The 18234-nt window shown below is 44.4% G+C and carries 14 protein-coding genes; 8 read left to right on the top strand and 6 right to left on the bottom strand.

The window, feature by feature from the left end; genetic code table 11:
• Positions 1-31: 31 nt before the first annotated feature.
• The gene (locus tag QZX97_RS06145; protein ID WP_295655434.1) at positions 32-1969 is read right to left on the bottom strand and encodes a heparinase II/III family protein; all 1938 of its coding nucleotides are present in this window, start codon (positions 1967-1969) and stop codon (positions 32-34) included.
• Between the two features lie 132 nt (positions 1970-2101).
• Between QZX97_RS06145 and QZX97_RS06150 the strand changes: the two genes are divergently transcribed.
• Both QZX97_RS06150 and QZX97_RS06155 read left to right on the top strand, forming a co-directional pair.
• Entirely contained in the window at positions 2102-2563 is a 462-nt protein-coding gene (locus QZX97_RS06150) for a hypothetical protein (protein ID WP_295655436.1), read from the top strand.
• A 174-nt stretch (positions 2564-2737) separates the two neighbouring features.
• A complete protein-coding gene (locus QZX97_RS06155) occupies positions 2738-3352 on the top strand; it encodes a hypothetical protein (RefSeq protein WP_295655438.1) in 615 nt (204 codons plus the stop codon).
• Positions 3353-3419: 67 nt separating this feature from the next.
• Here QZX97_RS06155 and QZX97_RS06160 read toward each other — a convergent pair whose 3' ends face one another.
• Together QZX97_RS06160 and QZX97_RS06165 are read right to left on the bottom strand one after the other, a co-directional pair.
• A complete protein-coding gene (locus tag QZX97_RS06160; RefSeq protein ID WP_295655441.1) occupies positions 3420-5549 on the bottom strand; it encodes a HAMP domain-containing sensor histidine kinase in 2130 nt (709 codons plus the stop codon).
• Positions 5550-5648: 99 nt separating this feature from the next.
• Positions 5649-6830, bottom strand: coding sequence for an acyl-CoA dehydrogenase family protein (locus QZX97_RS06165; RefSeq protein ID WP_295655443.1), 1182 nt, complete (start codon positions 6828-6830; stop codon positions 5649-5651).
• A gap of 674 nt (positions 6831-7504) precedes the next feature.
• On the opposite strand from QZX97_RS06165, the gene QZX97_RS06170 reads away from it, so the two are divergent.
• The 4 genes from QZX97_RS06170 to QZX97_RS06185 are packed head-to-tail and all read left to right on the top strand — an operon-like array spanning position 7505 to position 10259.
• On the top strand, positions 7505-8266 hold the full coding sequence (locus QZX97_RS06170; protein ID WP_295655444.1) for a hypothetical protein: 762 nt from the start codon (positions 7505-7507) through the stop codon (positions 8264-8266).
• Complete coding sequence (locus QZX97_RS06175) at positions 8267-8491, top strand: hypothetical protein (RefSeq protein WP_295664465.1); 225 nt, start codon at positions 8267-8269, stop codon at positions 8489-8491.
• A gap of 9 nt (positions 8492-8500) precedes the next feature.
• On the top strand, positions 8501-8869 hold the full coding sequence (gene folB, locus QZX97_RS06180; RefSeq protein ID WP_295655448.1) for a dihydroneopterin aldolase: 369 nt from the start codon (positions 8501-8503) through the stop codon (positions 8867-8869).
• Positions 8859-10259, top strand: a complete 1401-nt coding sequence (locus QZX97_RS06185; protein ID WP_295655450.1) for an FAD-linked oxidase C-terminal domain-containing protein — start codon at positions 8859-8861, stop codon at positions 10257-10259. The genes folB and QZX97_RS06185 overlap by 11 nt, the downstream gene beginning before the upstream one ends.
• Here QZX97_RS06185 and QZX97_RS06190 read toward each other — a convergent pair.
• Entirely contained in the window at positions 10256-10699 is a 444-nt protein-coding gene (locus QZX97_RS06190) for a thioesterase family protein (RefSeq protein WP_295655451.1), read from the bottom strand. The two genes, QZX97_RS06185 and QZX97_RS06190, sit on opposite strands and share 4 nt — an antisense overlap.
• A 156-nt stretch (positions 10700-10855) precedes the next feature.
• Between QZX97_RS06190 and QZX97_RS06195 the strand changes: the two genes are divergently transcribed.
• Positions 10856-11296 carry an Hsp20/alpha crystallin family protein gene (locus QZX97_RS06195; protein WP_295655452.1) on the top strand — a complete coding sequence of 147 codons (441 nt, stop codon included), beginning with the start codon at positions 10856-10858 and terminating at the stop codon, positions 11294-11296.
• 275 nt (positions 11297-11571) lie between these two features.
• Here the strand turns inward: QZX97_RS06195 and QZX97_RS06200 are convergent, their stop codons facing one another.
• Entirely contained in the window at positions 11572-14190 is a 2619-nt protein-coding gene (locus QZX97_RS06200; protein ID WP_295655454.1) for a glucosidase, read from the bottom strand.
• Positions 14191-14458: 268 nt separating this feature from the next.
• Between QZX97_RS06200 and QZX97_RS06205 the strand changes: the two genes are divergently transcribed.
• Complete coding sequence (locus tag QZX97_RS06205) at positions 14459-16921, top strand: outer membrane beta-barrel family protein (protein ID WP_295655457.1); 2463 nt, start codon at positions 14459-14461, stop codon at positions 16919-16921.
• 58 nt (positions 16922-16979) lie between these two features.
• Here QZX97_RS06205 and QZX97_RS06210 read toward each other — a convergent pair whose 3' ends face one another.
• On the bottom strand, positions 16980-18173 hold the full coding sequence (locus QZX97_RS06210) for a pyridoxal phosphate-dependent aminotransferase (protein WP_295655459.1): 1194 nt from the start codon (positions 18171-18173) through the stop codon (positions 16980-16982).
• Positions 18174-18234: the final 61 nt, after the last annotated feature.

Consider the following 18234-nt stretch of genomic DNA (forward strand, 5'->3'; position numbering starts at 1 on the left):
ATAAGGTGCCTACCGGGCGCCTTATTTGTTTTTACTTATACACCAAATACTTCACCACCTTGTTCATATCGTTCATCTTATTCGTCAATAATATCCGCCAAATGGTTTTTCCATCCCAACTGTGCTTTAATCCCTGGTCTTCCGGCGAAACTAAGTCCATCTTTTCTTTGCCGATACCCCATACCGAAGCATCATAATCCAAATAAACCTTCCCTTGGTTAGGCAGGTTAAAAATAATCTTGCCCGGCGTGCCTAAATCAACATCGCAAACCGTCATGAACGATTGTGTCAGGCTGGCCAACGGTGTGGCCATCGCATAGCTGTCGTCAATTTCTATCTTGTTGTTGCTCATTTTTACTGTCCTGGTCCAGTTTTTTATACCGGCATCGGCAGGATAGGCTTTGGCAATATCCATGCTCAAACCTGCGCCGGTTTTGTTGAGCTGATAGTTAACATCGCTGGCAGTATATTGCAGGCCCGCGCCTTGCTCTTTGCCGTTAATGGTAGGCAGGTTATGGTACGGCGAGGTATTGAACCACAACTTGTACCTGTCTTTACCAAAAGTACGCCCGGTATACGTGCCCGAGCCAACGTCGATAATTACCGGATAACCATCGGCATATACCATAAAATCGCCAACATCATTATGGTTATGGCTTTCGCCGTTGGTGCCGCCGTGCGATGCCACAAACAAACCATCGTCCGAGCGGGCCACCATCAATTGCACATCGCTATACCAGGCATCGTGTACGTCGGTTTCCTTTGCGGGCGATGTTGCGCAGGCGCTTATGGCGGCCAGGTCATACAAAACCCTCGTCCGGCGGAACTGCTCATAACCGTCTTCGTCCTTAAAGCTATGGTAAGCCCAGCTACCAAACTCCTGCATCGGCCCGTAACCAATGTCTTTCCCAAAACGGTACATCATCAAGCCATCGGGTTTAAGGGTTGGGTGGGCGTCGGCAACGTTGATAAAGTAATCGCCGGCAATATGTGTCTTATAAATATAGCTCCCCATTTTTTGGATGAACGGTTCTTTGTAAATATTGATTTTGCCGCCCGTGGCATCATACAACAGGTTCAGCGCATCATACACGCAACCGCCGGCCGCGCCCCAATAGCTCGGCCCTTCTTCACAGCCGCCGTCAACACCAAGGCCATCCATATACTGGTCGAGTATTTTAATGGCCCGGTTCATATCGTCCAGGAGTTTGGCATCATCTTTCTCCATAATAAGGGCCGCGGTAATATAGTTGCTCGCTATCCATGGCGCCCAATTGTTCAGCTTGGCTTCGGGGTTGTTGCCGCCCATCCAGCCGTATTTGGCAGTGAGCATCGGGGTAAATATTCGGCGGTTTATTTCATAACGGATACGGGGGCGTACCAATTTCGATACCTTCTCCAATTGCGGGCCAACAAAATAATCGGTCCATGCCAGTACGGCTGCGGTTTCGGCGGCAAACAAGTCAACTATCGGGTCTTCTACATCGGGCAGGCCTGCACCGGCCTTTTGCGCACCAACATGCGCGCTGATACCCCAAAAACTTTCCTCGCTTATCGACCATATCCCGTTTACTATCTGGTCGGTGAAACGACCCTTGCCTTCAACCGCCTCGGCCATTGCAAGGTCCCATAACTGGTTTCGTTTTTCGAACGATAGTTTTTCATAATCGGTGCGGTTGCCGGTGCGCACAAATTCAAGCATTACCGTTGCCGGGATATTTTTGAAATCCTTTTTCAAAGCGGCCTCACCCTTACGGATGATCTTAGCGATAACCGTATCGGGCAGTAGCTGCCGCCAGCCATCGGGTGTTTGGGGGAAGGGTTTGAATTTATTTTGCGGCACAAGCGACCGGCCCAGATCGGTCGATGCTTTTTGCAAAAGTTCGCGATGTATCAATTGTGCTTTTGATCGCGCCGAAAAAACAATAAGGCTCAAAATAAGTAAACAGGTATGCAGGTGTTTCTTCATGGCATTGTTATAAATGGTGAAACAATAATAGCTAAAACATTCAATCATTCGATAAATCAATCATTCGATCATTATTCAACTAAACCTTTCCCGTTAAATTCCCTCCAAAGGATATAATTTACAGACAAGGCCATGACCGAGATCAAACAAAATACATTATCCCCGTTCAAAATACTGAGCATCAGTATCGGTGTCATTTATGTATGGTTCGGCGTACTTAAGTTCTTTTTTGGCCTTAGCCCTGCCGAGCAGGTTGCCATACAAACCATCCATCAACTCACCTTTGGCTTAATGCCCGATAGGGTGGCCATCCTAACGCTCGCAGTTTGGGAATGTGGCCTTGGCCTCATGCTGATACTTCGTCGCACCATGAAATGGGTGCTCATCCTCCTGTTTGTACACATGGCCTGCACATTTACCCCATTCATCTTCTTCCCGCATCAAACCTTTATGCGCATGCCTTACGATTTTACCTTGCTGGGCCAATACATCATGAAAAACATCATTATCATCAGCAGCGGCATCGTATTATGGCAATACTATGTAAAAGGCACTCCGACCAATTATATGCGCCCTTTCAGCGAAAGCATATAACAATCGCAATTATATTCTCGTAATCTCTTCTTCGATGCAATGTATTGGATTTTAATTCTTTGTAATTTCATTTAAACGGAATTATATTCTTTGTAATGTATATATTACAATACAATTACTCAATAAATTAAACTATCGCAATTTCATAGCGTCTTAATTACAAACACTAACAAAATGAAAAAGTTATTTTTAATATCAGCAATAGCAATAAGTGGGATGATGGTTCAAACCGCTAACGCACAAATACATTTAGGTTTACATGTTAATTTAGGTGGTCCGGTTTATGTTCCGGCAGCACCTGTATATGCCGACGACGACTATTACTACCTGCCCGATGTACAGGCATACTACTCTGTAAACAGCCGTATGTATTATTATAACGATGGTTACAACTGGGTGTCGGCTGCTTACTTGCCAGGCGCTTACCGCGACTACGATTGGGCACATGCCCGCAGGTTCGAAGTACGTGGCGACAGGCCATACTTACACGATGATGTATACCGTGCCCGTTATGGTGCAGCCGAACACTTTGACTGGAACAGGCACGAAGGTTACGACAGGGATAGGGCTTATGCCGCCCAACCCCGTAACGACCACCAGGATTATAACCGTGAACAATACCGTGGCGACAACCGTGAGCAATATCACGGCGATGACCGTGGCCAATACCAACAACGTAACTATCAACAACAAAACTATAGCCGCCCGCAGGCACAACCACAATACAACAGGGGTAACGACGACAGGGGCAGGGAACGTGATGGTAGCCACGACAGGCACGGCATATAAAGAACAGTGTTTTTGTTTGATTGTTGTTTAATGAAGGCCGCTCCGGAAGCAATTTCGGGGCGGTTTTTTATGCTTTGATCAATTCTTCGCCGCTTTCCTTCTTTGCCAACTCCTTTAACAAAACATAAAAGGTTGTGCCCTTTCCAGGTACGCTATCAAACCATATTTCGCCGCCGTGGCTTTCCACAATCTGTTTTGATATCGACAAGCCTAACCCGAACGACGGCTCGCCAATAGTGCCGGGCCTTTTGGCTTCGGTAAACATATTGAACACCGTTTGCTTCATTTCGGCGGGTATCCCGATGCCATGGTCTTTTACCGATATCAGGATATTATCATCCCTATGTCCAACCTTTACCAGTATCTCGGCTCCCCGCGGGCTAAATTTGATGGCATTGCTAATCAGGTTGCTCATTACGCGCCATATCTTTTCGCGGCTGATGTATAATTCTTCGGGGGTATCCAGCGCCTCAAAAACAATGCGCTGGTTTTTTTCGGCAGCCTTAAAACGCAACAGGTCAATGCTGTTGCTTACCAGCAAATTGATTTCCACCATCTCTTTTTTGGTGATTTTTTCACCTATCGTGCCGGTGGCCTCCAATATCTCCCTTATCAGCTCAAGCGAATTGTTGGTCGCAAGCTTTATCAGCTCCAGTAAGTCCTTTTGTTCACCGTCCACGTCAACTTCTGATAGCAGCAATGCTGTTAACGAGCCTATACCCGCTATAGGGTTGCGCAAATCGTGAGCCACGGCACGTAATATCTTGTCTTTCTCTTTGTCGTTTAGTTCAAGGTTCAAAAAGGCCCTTTGCAGGCTTTCGTTCTGCTCATGTATCTTCTTGTTCAAATCGCTTAAAGCCAGTACGTTGTTTTTTGTCTTCTTCCAGTTGGTGTATACCAATAACACAATGATAAGTGCCATGGCGCCGCATATAATAGCAACCGTAAGGTAAATATGCTGCATTCCATTATCGGTTTTTAGCTTGTTTATGTTCGATTGGTTCTCAAAATCCTTAAATTGCTGACTGGCGTCAATCTCGAGCAGCTTGTGTTTCGCTACATCGCTGGAGTCTTTTAATTGGGCATATTTGTTAAAATAAAGCAATGCCTCTTTAAGGTTGCTTTTGCTTTGATAGTAATTGGCCATCAAATGGCTCCAGTCGACTTCGGCATCAGGGTTTTTAACCGTATCCAATTGCCGTCTGATATTTTGCAGCAAAAGGTAAAGCGAATCAGCTGCATTCTGCTCCACATAAATATGGGCGAGTTTTAGTTCGCTCAGTTCAGCATCTCGGTTATCGTTATCCTTTTTTAAGTTAATGGCAAAGCTCTTTTTAAGCAGGTTTGCGGCTTTTTCATAATCTTTTTGTATCGTAAATAATTGAGCCTGGTTGCCGTAAACCACACCTTTTGCAACCTCTATCATGCCTTTCTTTTCAGGATATTTAGCTCCTTCGGTATCAATAAAGTTTAGCGTTTTATTGTAATAGATACCTGCACTGTCCGTTATCCCGGCCTTATAATAACTTAACGCGGCATTGTCCAATAACTCTTGCCGACGGTAAAATGTCGCGAAATTCTCATCGCACGACTTTGATTCAATAAAACTCTGGTTAAAATAATCAGCCGCGAGGCCAAAATGCTCTTGTTTATACATTACCATCCCCAAACGGTAACTGTAGTCGCCAAGCGTGCAGTTGTCTAAGTTATTACGGCCTGTTACTTTACCTTTATAATAGTACTGATAAGCTTCAATATATTTCTGCTTGTTAAAAGCCACATCGCCCAACGAAAAATAGGCTATCCCGTATAGTTTTGGATAAGCCTCCGGGTGGCCGCTGTTATCCAAAACCATCAGCAGGCTGTCCGCGTAAAGCAGGCCTTTGTCATTATTGCCCGCAATGTTTACAAAATAGTCGCAATGTAAACGGTAAACCTCAAATCTATCAGCTACCGATATGTTTTTATATTTTGAAGCCGCCGAATCAATGATGCGTAAACCCTTTACATGGTCTTTGTTAAAATAGATTTGCGAAGCTGAGTCGAGTATCTTTTTGAAACCCGCCGGCGATGAATTGTTGTTCGGTTTTTGATCGCATCCGGTAACTATCACCACAAAAAAGCACATAATGGCACAAAAAAGATTGATATACAACTTTTTATGTTTGCCTGTATTTTTTGTACTGATTTCTGGCATTTATTGATGGATTATCAAAAATATAAAAAACAAGATCAAAGTTTATAAATTTTTACACTAATTGCTATTAAAATTGAAAAATATAAGTCTAAAAATCAATTATTTAAATGCATCCTCGCCGGTAATGTCCATCCCGGTTATCAATAAATGTATATCATGTGTCCCTTCATACGTAATAACCGACTCAAGGTTCATCATGTGCCGCATAATGGGGTATTCGCCCGTAATGCCCATGCCGCCCAGCATTTGCCTGGCCTCGCGGGCAATGGTAATGGCGGTTTCCACGCTGTTGCGTTTAGCCATCGATATTTGCGCGGGAGTAGCCCTGTTCTCATTTTTCAATATACCCAACCGCCAAACCAATAGTTGGGCCTTGGTGATTTCGGTGATCATTTCGGCCAGTTTTTTTTGTTGTAGCTGGAAGGCTGCTATGGGCTTGCCAAATTGTTTACGCTGTTTGGTATAACGCAAGGCCGTATCATAACAATCCATCGCGCAACCTAAGGCGCCCCAGGCAATACCGTAGCGCGCCTGGTTTAAACAACCTAACGGACCTTTCAGCCCGGCCACGTTTGGCAGCAGGTTTCCTTTCAGGATCTTAACATTGTCAAACACCAACTCGCCCGTTGCCGATGCCCTAAGTGACCATTTGTTATGCGTTTCGGGCGTGGAAAAGCCTTCCATACCGCGTTCTACTAACAAGCCGTGTATCTTCCCTGCCTCACTTTTAGCCCACACAACAGCTATATCCGCAAAAGGCGCGTTCGAAATCCACATTTTCGCGCCGTTCAGCAGGTAGTGGTCGCCCATGTCTTTAAAATTGGTCGTCATACCGCCCGGATCCGAGCCATGGTCGGGTTCAGTCAACCCAAAGCAGCCCATCATTTCGCCGCTGGCTAATTTGGGCAGATATTTTTTACGCTGTTCTTCGCTGCCATAGGCATATATCGGGTACATCACCAACGAGCCCTGCACCGATGCTGTCGACCGTATCCCCGAATCGCCCCGCTCAATTTCCTGCATCATAATGCCGTAAGCAATATAATCCAAACCCGCGCCCCCGTATTCCACCGGTATCGTCGGCCCGAATGCACCCAATTCGGCCAGGCCTTTCAATAATTGTTTAGGGAAGGTAGCATTCTGCGCATGTTCCTCAATTATCGGGCTCAATTCCTTCTTCACCCAATCCCGCACTGTTTTGCGTATCAGCAAATGCTCTTCGCTCAACAGCTCATCCAATAAATAATAATCCGGGCTTTGGTATAGGTCTGTTTTCGGCATAGGCAAAATTATGTTTAACAAAACTAATAATTAATATATAAGTGATGGAATGACCATCAACACCTTTTTTCTATTTAATCAACCCCACAAAACGCGAGGGGGGCGGGAGTACGAAATAACAGATCACCCCGCACTCCCAATAAACTAATGAACTGATGAACCAATGAACCGGCAAAGGGGGAAAAAGTAAGAATTAATTTAAACATATATCAAGCTCCTTCCCTTTAAGCGTCCGGCCGATGACTAATGACTTAATGACCCAATGACTAAAGAGAGGGGGAAAAAGTAAGAATTAATTTAAACATATATCAAGCTCCTTCCCTTTAGGCATCCGGCCAATGACTAATAACTTAATGACCCAATGACTAAAGAGAGGGGGAAAAAGTAAGAAATAACAACAAGCTTTTAACATTTCAACCTTACAACTTTTTAACTTTACAACAATCATACAATATACAAAAATTTACCCGTTTATCCTAACTTTACCGCATGGTTAAAGTTGGTTTACAAGGTGTCCGTTTTTTTGCCTACCACGGCTTTTACGCCGAAGAGCGGGTTGACGGCAATGATTTTATGGTGGAGGAAAAGTTTTTGGGGTAGTATTTCACTGCCGACGAAACTCGTTTTGTGTATATTTGAAATTTTGGTAAATTTAAGAATATTTGATAAACCTTATGAAACCATATCTACTACTATTATTTGTAAGCGCTATTTTAACTGGTTGCAAGGATTCATTTGACGATGCAAGCAAACGGAATGAAAATTTTGTTTGGTGGGTTGATGCTAAAACAGATAAAGGGAGTTGGGTACCTGTAAAAGGTAGTGGTGTACAGATACAAAATGGGGTATTGACGAGGTTCTATTCAAATGGGAAAGTATTTTCGAAATTTAGACTGGTTAATGGAGTTTCTGTGGATACCACACTTTATTATGGGATGGATGGTAAGCCATTTGCTTCTGAATTTAAAAAGGACGGTGACACGATCATGTATTTTTTGCATGACGGCCCGCTAAAAACTTATGCACAGAAAGGTTACCTCACAGGCGAGGGTAATATCCAAAATCATACCTACGGTCATTGGCGTAAGTATTACGAATCGGGCAGATTGCACGTGTTCTATAATTTAAAGAACGATACCGGCAGCATTGAAAATTATTATGAAAATGGGAACCGGGAGGATAGCAATTATAGGTATAAAACAAGTGCTGAATCATGGAATATTAGGCATTGGTCCGAAACTGGCAAATTACAAATGGCTTCATTTTTTAAAAACACACCAACTGGATATTGTGAAAAATATTATTGGGACGGGCAACTTGAGTCCAGAGGCGAGGTTCTTAATGGAATGAGAGACGGTGAAATAAAAGCCTGGTTTCAGAATGGCAAAATAAAAGTTATACAACATGTTATAATGGATGTGCTTGACGGGAAGTAAATGGACTATTATGAAAACGGAAGTCCTAAAACGATACAGTATTATAAAATGGGGGTACGTGATGGGCGGCAGATGGTTTATTACCAAAACGGTAAGCTAAAAATGGATGTCAGTGTAACCGATGGAAAACTTAATGGTGAACGCAAAATGTATACCGAGGATGGTAAGCTTATAAGTGATGAAATTTATGAGGATGGCAATATGATGGAGCGTAAACTTCCCTAACTTTACCGCATGGTTAAAGTTGGTTTACAGGGTGCCCGTTTTTTTGCCTACCACGGCTTTTACCCCGAAGAGCGCGTTGACGGCAATGATTTTATGGTGGATGTGGATGTGGAATTTTTGCAGCAACAGCATTTTAATACCGATGAGATAGCCCATACCGTAAACTACGAAACGCTTTACCTGATCGCTGAAAAGCACATGAACATTACCCGAAAACTGCTCGAAACCGTAGTGCAGGGCATTATCGACGAGATAAAAACGGTTTATCCTTTTGCCGAAGCCATCCGCGTAAGCCTTAAAAAACTCGACCCGCCCTTAAACGGCGATGTGGAATGTTCTTTCGTTCAAATTACCTACCACAAGCCCAATGAAATTTAATACAATCAGCGTCGGCCTGCTTTCGCAGATAAAAACCATTGTTGGCGATGCCAATGTGTATACCCGTCGCGACGACCTGGAGCGCTACAGCCACGATGAAACCGAAGACCTGCACTATTACCCCGAAGTAGCCGTAAAACCAAAAACCGCTGCCGAGGTATCCGCTTTGTTAAAACTTTGCAACGCCCACCTCATACCGGTAACCCCGCGCGGTGCCGGCACAGGTTTGGCAGGTGGGGCATTGCCCATTCATGGTGGTTTGATTATTTCAATGGAGCGTTTCAATACCATCATCGCTATCGACGAGCGCAACCTACAGGCCACCGTCGAACCGGGTGTTATCACCGAAGTATTTATGAACGCCGTGGAAGAAAAAGGCTTATTTTACCCCGTCGACCCGGCAAGTAAGGGCAGTTGCTTTATCGGCGGCAATATGGCCAATTGCAGCGGCGGCCCGCGTGTGGTAAAATATGGCACCATCCGCGAGTATGTGCTCAATTTCGAACTGGTTTTGCCTTCCGGCGATATCATCTGGACGGGTGCCAACACGCTCAAATATGCATCGGGCTATAACTTGACTCAGCTATTGATAGGTTCCGAAGGCACACTGGGCATTATCACCAAAATAGTGGTAAAACTGATACCCAAACCAACGCACACCGCCTTGATGCTGGCCTCGTTCACTACCAACGAGCAGGCCTGCGGAGCGGTATCGGCCATATTCCGCGCCGGACTGGTACCCTCTGCGCTCGAGTTTATGGAGCGCAAAGGTATCGAATGGGTAAAAGAGCACGATGGCATCAATTTTAATTTGCTGGATGGCATCAATGCTTACCTCCTTATCGAGGTCGATGGCACCAATCCCGACGTTATTTTTGGCGATTGCGAGAAGATAAACACTGTATTGGAAGAATTTGATTGCCGGGATATTTTGTTTGCCGATTCATCCGCCCAAAAAGAAGAGCTTTGGTACATGCGCCGCACCATGGCGGTGTCCGTTAAATCAAACTCCATCTACAAGGAAGAAGATACCGTAGTGCCCCGTGCCGAACTGCCCGCGCTCATCAAAGGCATCAAAGAAGTAGGAGCGAAATATGGCTTCGAATCCGTTTGCTACGGCCACGCCGGTGATGGCAACCTGCACGTCAACATCATTAAAGCCGGCATGAGCGACGCCGACTGGAACACCAAACTAAAAGACGGCATCAAAGAGATATTTGAATTGACAGTAGCCCTCGGCGGCACCATCAGCGGCGAGCACGGCATCGGCCTGGTACAAAAAGAGTTTATGTCCTTGAAGTATGCGGAAATAAACCTGAATTTGATGCGAGGAATAAAGCAGGTTTTTGACCCCAATGGGATATTGAATCCGGGGAAGATAACTCCCTAACTATTCATAATCAGCCTCGGCTCATCATAGCTGATCATCTTTTTGCGCTGTTTATCGGGTATCGGCATCGATTTGCCTAACTTATAGTCGTAACTGATGCAAACCGTTTTGCCGGTGGTGCATATTTCTTCATGGTCGCCCACCACTTTCGATAGGATGTACTCCACATCAAAACTGCTGTTGCCCACGCGGCTGGTGCGCACATAGCAAACAATCTGGTCGTCCAAGGTGATGGGTTTGCGATAATAAATTTCCGAGCGGCCTAAAATAATGCCCATTTCATTCCAGTCCCACTCAATAATGTTGGTCCAGTAGTTGCCGCGCGCTATTTCGAAGTAGGTGAGATAGATAGCATTGTTCACGTGCCCAAAGGCGTCCATGTCCGAAAAGCGGATATGTATCGGGGTTTTATATTTAAAATTAGCGAGCGATGGTGGCATTTTATGTCAATATGTCTGTATAAAAAAATAATAAGCGACAATGTGTCTGCATAAAAATGCACAATTGTCCAAAAGTCCCTCAAAAAATCAATTGGTATATCAATTGAAATAGGGTTTACGAAGTTAATAAAAAACCATACTTAGGAGGACATAAAAATGACACTTGTAAAATTTGCAAACGGACAAAAAAACAACGCATTAAACCCATTATTTACCGATGTGTTCGATTCGATATTGAACGACACTTTTTTGGGCGACAGGTTGGTATCGCGTGTACCTGCGGTTAACATTGCCGAAACCGAAAATAATTTCCACATCGAAATGGCAGTGCCCGGCTTAAAGAAAGAAGACTTTAAAATCAACCTTGAAAAAAACCTGTTAAGCGTTTCGGCCGAAAAGAAAACCGAAAACGTTGACGAAACAAAAAAATACAGCAAACGCGAATACAGCTACAACTCTTTCGTAAGGACATTTACTTTGCCCGAAACTGTTGATTACGCCAACATCAACGCCGAATATACCGACGGTGTGTTGAACATAAGCGTTGCTAAAAAAGAAGAAGCTAAAATTCAAACCCGCGAAATAGCAATCAAATAACCGGGTTTTTTATATAGATGATGAGCTACCATGTGCCGGTGGATGAGTGAAACAGATGAGTGCAGCGCGCATGGTATTTCATAATAGGTTGTTAGTTTAGTTGTGGCGGGGTGTTGCGAAAGCGGCACCCCGCTTTTTTGTAAAAAAACTTACCGCGATTATTTCCCTCCTTGGGGAGGGGGGCGGCTGCCGGTGTAGTGGCTGGGAGGGGTCATTCCGTTAATAGGCTTGATAAGCCGCTAAACAGACTTTGCGTCTTCGCGCTTTTGCGCGCTCTAATAAATATCGTTTATCATATTCGCTATCAAGGCACTCCAGCCGGTTTGGTGGCTGGCACCCAAGCCAAAGGCTTCATCGCCGTGAAAGTATTCATAATATAGCAGCAGGTCGGCATTTTCCGGCTTTTGGTAAAAATCGGCATGTATGCCATGTACCGGCCTTGCGCCGTTTTCGTCCTTCTCAAAAATACTCACCAACCTGCGGCTCAGTTCGTTGGCCACATCGGCTATGCTCACTTCCTTATCGCTACCCGCGGGGAACTTAAATTTGGTTTCCTCTCCATAAAACTCCGCGTATTTTTTTATCGCGTTGATCAGCAAAAAGTTCATCGGCATCCATATAGGGCCGCGCCAGTTAGAGTTGCCGCCAAACAGGTTGGTGGTCGAGTCGCCCGGCTCATACTTTATCGAGTACGAATTGCCGTTTATGTTCGCCGTATACGGGTTGTTCAAATGGAATTTTGATAAGGCACGTATACCGCCCTTGCCCAAAAACTCGTTCTCGTCGCATATACGGTTCATCAGTTTTACCAAACGGTCAAACGGCACCAGCGACAACAGTACCTTGCCCTTCCCGTTATCCGATAGGGGCAAAAACAACTTGTTTTGTGTGCGGTAGCGGTTCAGCCAGCCGGCACGTTTCCTAAAATCTTTTAGTTTGTCGTAATTATCCAATTGAAATACCGATACCGCGAACATCGAGGTCAGGCCCACTAACGAGCGTACCTTAAGGTGATAGGGGTTGCCCACGTCCATCCGTAAAGTATCATAAAAAAAGCCGTCCTCTTCGTCCCAAAGGCCAAGCTCGTTCAATGCCTCCGCTATCAGCACGTAATGCTCATAAAACTTAACGGCCATGTCTTCAAAAGCCTCATCCACCAGCGATATCTCAATGGCCATATCCATCATGTTCAACGCGAAAGCGCCCATCCAACTGGTACCGTCAACCTGTTCCAAAACAGCGTCCTTTATGGTGCTGCTTCGGTCGAACACCCCGATATTGTCCAAACCCAAAAACCCGCCCGAAAAAATATTATTGCCTTCCAAATCCTTTCGGTTGGCCCACCAGGTAAAGTTTACCACCAGTTTTTGGAAAACGCGCTTTAAAAAAGTAATATCGCCAACGCCCTTTTTTTCTTTTTCGATGCGGTAAACCTGTAAGGCCGCCCAGGCCTGTACGGGCGGGTTCACATCGCTAAAATTCCATTCGTAGGCAGGTATTTGCCCTTCCGAATTCATATACCATTCGCGCATGATCAGGATCAACTGGTTCTTGGCAAAAACCGGGTCCACCAACGCCATCGGCACACAATGGAAAGCCAGGTCCCAGGCCGCGTACCATGGGTATTCCCATTTATCGGGCATCGATATCACGTCCTGGTTCTTCAGGTATTTCCAACTGCTGTTTCGGTCGTTAGGCCGGGTTTCCAGGGCGGGCGACGCGTCTTTACCCTTGTACACCATCGCACGGATATCATAATGATAATACTGTTTATTCCACAATAGCCCGGCAAAGGCCTGCCGCTGTATAATGGCCTGTTCGGGGCTGGTATTGGCGGTCAGCATTTGCTGGTAAAAGGTATCCGCCTCTTGTTTCCGGGTATCAAATAGCTTTTCAAACCCGTCGGCAAACGGACTTTCAACCGGCAATTTGCTCAGGCGCAGGTATATTTTTTGGCTGCCCTTTGAGGGGACGGTATACTGGTACACCGGCGAAAATTTAGTGCCATCTGCTTTGTTTTTAAATTGATCAAGGTTTTCTTTTTCGATGATCGCTTCATGAAAAGCGTCTTTTACAAATATGCTGTCATTCGGCTGCTTAAAAATGCGCTCCTTATTGGTATCATTTTCGGTAAACATGGTAAACCGGGCATCCTGGTGGTATAAATAATGGTCGCCGCCGTTGGGATGGGTTGCCATAACGCAATTGTCGTTTACTTTAGTGATGACCGGCTTAGGCTTTACCTGGTCAAACTGCCAGTAATTATAAAACCAAAGCGTAGGCAATATGGTAATATCAGCGCTTTCGGCAGCGCGGTTCACTATTTCAATGCATATTTGGATATCACTACTGTTATTTTTTGCGTAAGTAACATATACATCAAAATAGCGGTCGTTATCAAAAATATGGGTATCAAGCAACTCGTATTCAGGCTCTAATTTCGAGCGGCCCATGTTCACACTCACCAACTCATCATACGGAAACTCCTGTTGCGGATATTTGTACAAGTATTTCATATAATAATGCGATGGTACATTATCTAAATAATAATAAAGTTCCTTCACATCTTCGCCATGGTTGCCCTGCCCGTTGGGCAAGCCAAACAGGCGTTCTTTCAAAATCGGGTCTTTACCGTTCCATAAAGCAATGGCAAAACACAGGCGTTGGTAATAGTCGGATATCCCCGCCAGGCCATCTTCGCCCCATCGGTATGCCCGGCTTCGTGCCTGGTCGTGCGTAAAGTAGTTCCAGGCATCGCCGTTGGTGCTGTAATCTTCGCGCACGGTGGCCCATTGGCGCTCGCTTAAATAGGGCCCCCAATGTTCTAAGGGTACCTCTTTTTTGGCATTTTCGTCTAAACGTAACTGTTCGGGGTTGGTAGGTATGTCTGTCATAAACCGGTTGCTGGTGCCAAATTAGCTTATTTGCTTTTGATAATTTGAATGGGTAAGATAAACATTTAATGTTAGCTGTATAAAATGTGTTATTTATTAAAAAAAATGATAATCGTAACTTTAGTAATAGATAATATCGTATAAAAGCTTATATTTAGCGGCGAATTAATTCATAATAAAAATTTCCCCTTTTTATTATAATTGTTATCTCACAATAGTTGCAATTTAAAATTAGTGTAACTAAATTGAGACCAAATATTTTCACTAATTGGTAAAACATTACGTTAACTGTGCCGAAAACAATTTGCTTAAAATCCTGATAGGGATATTGGGCATGCTGTGCTTTTTTTCGGCCTCGGCACAGCAGTTAACGGGCTCGGTTAAAGGAAAAATCACCGAAACCGGCAATATAGCTATTGTTGATGCCACCATATCGTTATTAAAAACCAGCGACTCAAGTTTGGTCAAGATGGCCCTCACAAACGAGCAAGGTATTTTTGAACTGAAAGGTTTAAAACCAGGGGACTACCTGTTGGGTGTTACCAATATAGGATATGCCCGTGCGATGCGCGCAGTCAACATCGGCCCCGGTGCAACCACCGATGCCGGCACCATTCAATTAAATAAGGGCAAAAACCTTGGCCAGGTAAATATTAAGGCAACGATACCCATTGTTGATGTAAAACCCGGAAAAACCGTGGTGAATGTTGGGAAAAGTATATTATCGGCAGGAGGTACAGCCTTGGATGTATTGGGCACCGCTCCGGGTGTCCAGGTCGATGGCAATGGTAACGTAACCCTTAACGGCAAGGATGTACAAATAATGATAAATGGCAGGCAGAGTTATTTATCGCCCGCTGACCTTGCCGAAATGTTGCGCAATACGCCCAGCAATACCATTTCGCAACTCGAACTGATCAGTCATCCCGGCGCAGGTCAGAGTGCCGAAGGATCGGGCGGCATCATCAACATTAAGCAGCACCGCGATAAAACGGCCGGCTTCAGCGCTTCGGTTAACGGCACATACGGTATCATTGACATTAACCCCCAATATGGTACCAAGCAAAAATGGAACACAGGCTTTAACTTCGATTACAATACCAAAAACACAAGCTGGTACGGAGGCTTTACACATGCAAACAATGTTACCGAAAGGCTTTCAAGCATAGACAGGACCGTTTTCGACCCTGCGGCCCAACAAGTGCAAACCGACTATTTGGATGACCTGCACGAAAGCGCTAATATACTTAGGCTGGGTATGGATTATACCATAAACCCTAAACAGATCATCGGTTTTTTAGTAAATGGTACTTACAGCAATTACGACTACCATAAAGGCACCACCAGCAATATATTTACCAATGGTGTACCTGATTCATCCATCATCACACAATCGGCAGTGCTGCGCAGGTTGGTAAATTACACTGTTGATGTTGACTACAAGAACGACCTTGGTAAATTAGGCACCTTATCGGCCGATGCGGACTACACGGTGTTTGACAGGAAACCAACCGAAAATATTGTAAGCAATTATTATAATGGGTATAATGCGTTGTATAGAACTTTGTTGCTGCAAAATATTTTTCCTACACTATACCATATATATACCGGTACAATTGCCGATGATATAAAAACGGGTAAAAATTCATCGTTGCTGGCCCAGGCCAAACTGAGCTATGTTAATACCGATAACAGCGCCACCTTTGGCGATGTGGTAAATGGCCAGCTAATCCCGGACCCCTCTTTTACAAGCGGGTTCAATTTTCACGAACAAATAAACGCGTTTGGCTTAACCTATAATACGCTTTTAAGTAAAACCACCACCTTAGAGGCCGGGCTGCGTGCCGAGCAAACCATAAATACAGGTACGGCAACGCCCTTGAACGGCGGCCAACAAGTGTATAAAAATAACTATACCGATTTTTTCCCATCCTTATTATTGACCACCAATGTAAATGCCGATAACCAATTGTCGTTTTCGTATGGACGGAGAATAAAAAGGCCGAATTACGCTGATTTGAACCCCTTCGTGAGTTATCAGGACCAATACAATTACTCCGAAGGTAACCCCGCGCTTAAACCACAGTACACCAACAGCATCGAACTGACTAATATTTACAGGCAAAAATTCAGCGTTAGCCTACAGGCTTCGTTGGTAAACGATAACATTTACTTGATTGTTTTACCAGGCAATATTGTATCACAACGTGTCAATTTTGGGAACTATTATACTTACAATGCTATTTTTAATGCCCCTGTTAATATAACAAAATGGTGGAACGCTAATATCAATCTTGATGTATCGTACCAACATTTTGATAACAGTTTTGCCGGCAACTCCTTTAATGTAAATACAGAGGAAGCCATTTTGAACGTGCACCAACAGTTCGTTTTTTTAAAGCAATTTAAAGCCGAGGTTATAGGGTACTATGACTCGCCCCACTATCAAGGTTACTACGATTTAAATGCAAGCTATCATTTCGATGCCTCGATAAGTAAAAGTATTTTTGAATCCAAAGGTTCAATACAGTTCCAGATATATGATGTTTTTAATACCAGCTATACCAACTATAACACTGTTTATCAAAATCAAAATTTTAATGGGCATTTGCAATCCTTTTTCAGAACTATTCAGTTAAGTTTAAACTATGCATTAGGTAAAAAAAGTAAACCGGAGCGGCAACATAAAGTAGGCTCGGCCGATGAGCAGGGGCGCTCGGGCGGAGGCTAAAAAAAATAGCGATGGGTTTAACCTCATCGCTGTTTTTTTAATTAGGGGATGCTATTTCTTATTTCAATTTAGCCAAAGCTGTTTTTATCCTGTTCATGGCTTCGATCAGTTTTTCTTCCGATGCGGCGTACGATATGCGTATCGATTTCGGGTCGCCGAACGAATCTCCGCCAACGGTAGCCACATGCGCTTCTTCCAACAGGAAAATGCTTAGCTCATCTGCATCATTATAGGTTTTGCCCTCATAGCTTTTGCCGAAGAACGAAGTAACATCCGGAAAGAAGTAAAACGCGCCTTCGGGCAGGTTCACTTTTATGCCGTCGATATTTTTCAAAAGTTCGTAAACAATATCCCGGCGTTTGCGGAAAGCCGCGCGCATTTCGTAAACCGACTCCAAGCCACCTTCGCAGGCTGCTATACCGGCACGTTGGGTAATGGAGCAGGTGCCCGATGTGATCTGGCCTTGCAGTTTATCGCAAGCTGAGGCAATTTCTTTGTTCGATGCCGAGTACCCGATGCGCCAGCCGGTCATCGCGTAAGCTTTCGAAAAGCCGTTGATGATTACTACACGGTCCTTAACCGATGGGAAAGAGGCTATGGAAACACATTTTTCAACAAAGTTGATATGCTCGTATATCTCGTCCGAAAGGATATAGATATTGGGATATTTCTCAAACACCTTTACCAGGCCTGCCAGTTCTTCTTCGCTGTAAACACTGCCGGTAGGGTTGCACGGCGATGAGAACATAAACAATTTGGTTTTCGGTGTGATGGCCGCCTCTAATTGCTCAGGTGTTATCTTAAAGTTTTGCTCAACAGTAGTGTTGATGAACACGCTTTTGCCCTCGGTAAGCTTTACCACTTCGCTATACGATACCCAATACGGTGTAGGGATAATTACCTCTTCACCGGGGTTTACCAAACACAACAAAGCGTTCGCGATGGCTTGCTTGGCACCTGTTGATACCACGATCTGGCTTGCATCGTAATCCAAACCATTCTCGGTCTTCAGCTTATTGGCAATAGCCTTTCGCAGTTCAGGGTAACCGGCTACCGGGGTATAATAAGTATAGTTTTGGTCCATTGCCAGTTTGGCAGCGGTCTTGATGTACTCAGGTGTATGAAAATCGGGCTCGCCAAAGCTCAGGCTGATCACATCAACACCTTTGGCCGAAAGTTCGCGGCCTAATTTGGCCATTTTAATCGTTGCAGATTCGGATAAATTATTTATCCTGTCGCTTAATACAGTCATATCGTCTTTTTTGTTAACGCGGCAAATATAGAAAATAAGTTTACTGCTGTTTAGCTTGTTA

The sequence above is a fragment of the uncultured Mucilaginibacter sp. genome, assembly GCF_903893715.1.
In the GTDB taxonomy this organism is placed as follows: Bacteria; Bacteroidota; Bacteroidia; order Sphingobacteriales; family Sphingobacteriaceae; genus Mucilaginibacter.

Coding starts and splice junctions, on each gene's coding strand:
- QZX97_RS06145 (WP_295655434.1), bottom strand. CDS start 1,969: ATGAAGAAACACCTGCATACCTGTTTACTTATTTTGAGCCTTATTGTT.
- QZX97_RS06150 (WP_295655436.1), top strand. CDS start 2,102: ATGACCGAGATCAAACAAAATACATTATCCCCGTTCAAAATACTGAGC.
- QZX97_RS06155 (WP_295655438.1), top strand. CDS start 2,738: ATGAAAAAGTTATTTTTAATATCAGCAATAGCAATAAGTGGGATGATG.
- QZX97_RS06160 (WP_295655441.1), bottom strand. CDS start 5,549: ATGCCAGAAATCAGTACAAAAAATACAGGCAAACATAAAAAGTTGTAT.
- QZX97_RS06165 (WP_295655443.1), bottom strand. CDS start 6,830: ATGCCGAAAACAGACCTATACCAAAGCCCGGATTATTATTTATTGGAT.
- QZX97_RS06170 (WP_295655444.1), top strand. CDS start 7,505: ATGAAACCATATCTACTACTATTATTTGTAAGCGCTATTTTAACTGGT.
- QZX97_RS06175 (WP_295664465.1), top strand. CDS start 8,267: ATGGACTATTATGAAAACGGAAGTCCTAAAACGATACAGTATTATAAA.
- folB (WP_295655448.1), top strand. CDS start 8,501: ATGGTTAAAGTTGGTTTACAGGGTGCCCGTTTTTTTGCCTACCACGGC.
- QZX97_RS06185 (WP_295655450.1), top strand. CDS start 8,859: ATGAAATTTAATACAATCAGCGTCGGCCTGCTTTCGCAGATAAAAACC.
- QZX97_RS06190 (WP_295655451.1), bottom strand. CDS start 10,699: ATGCCACCATCGCTCGCTAATTTTAAATATAAAACCCCGATACATATC.
- QZX97_RS06195 (WP_295655452.1), top strand. CDS start 10,856: ATGACACTTGTAAAATTTGCAAACGGACAAAAAAACAACGCATTAAAC.
- QZX97_RS06200 (WP_295655454.1), bottom strand. CDS start 14,190: ATGACAGACATACCTACCAACCCCGAACAGTTACGTTTAGACGAAAAT.
- QZX97_RS06210 (WP_295655459.1), bottom strand. CDS start 18,173: ATGACTGTATTAAGCGACAGGATAAATAATTTATCCGAATCTGCAACG.